Raw genomic sequence first — 224 nt, 5'->3', positions numbered from 1 at the left:
TGAAGTTTACCGAGCAAGGCGAATTGAGTATTACCGTAGCACTATTACCTTCAAAAAATGAAGGGCAATATGTACTGCGCTGCGCTGTCAAAGACACGGGTATAGGCATAGAGCCGCGTAAGCTAGCACAGTTGTTCGAAGCGTTTACGCAAGTCGATGCATCGACGACAAGGCGCTATGGCGGAACTGGACTTGGTTTATCCATTACCAAAAAGCTTTGTGAA

At 46.4% G+C, this 224-nt stretch carries 1 protein-coding gene; it reads left to right on the top strand.

The annotated features are described in order from the left end of the window. Nucleotides 1-224 (top strand): ATP-binding protein (locus tag NLF92_RS13975; protein WP_254102878.1); only part of this gene is annotated, 224 nt, incomplete at both ends.

The organism is Opacimonas viscosa (assembly GCF_024199005.1).
Lineage (GTDB): Bacteria > Pseudomonadota > Gammaproteobacteria > Enterobacterales > Alteromonadaceae > Opacimonas > Opacimonas viscosa.
This window is presented reverse-complemented; position numbering and strand designations above follow the sequence as displayed.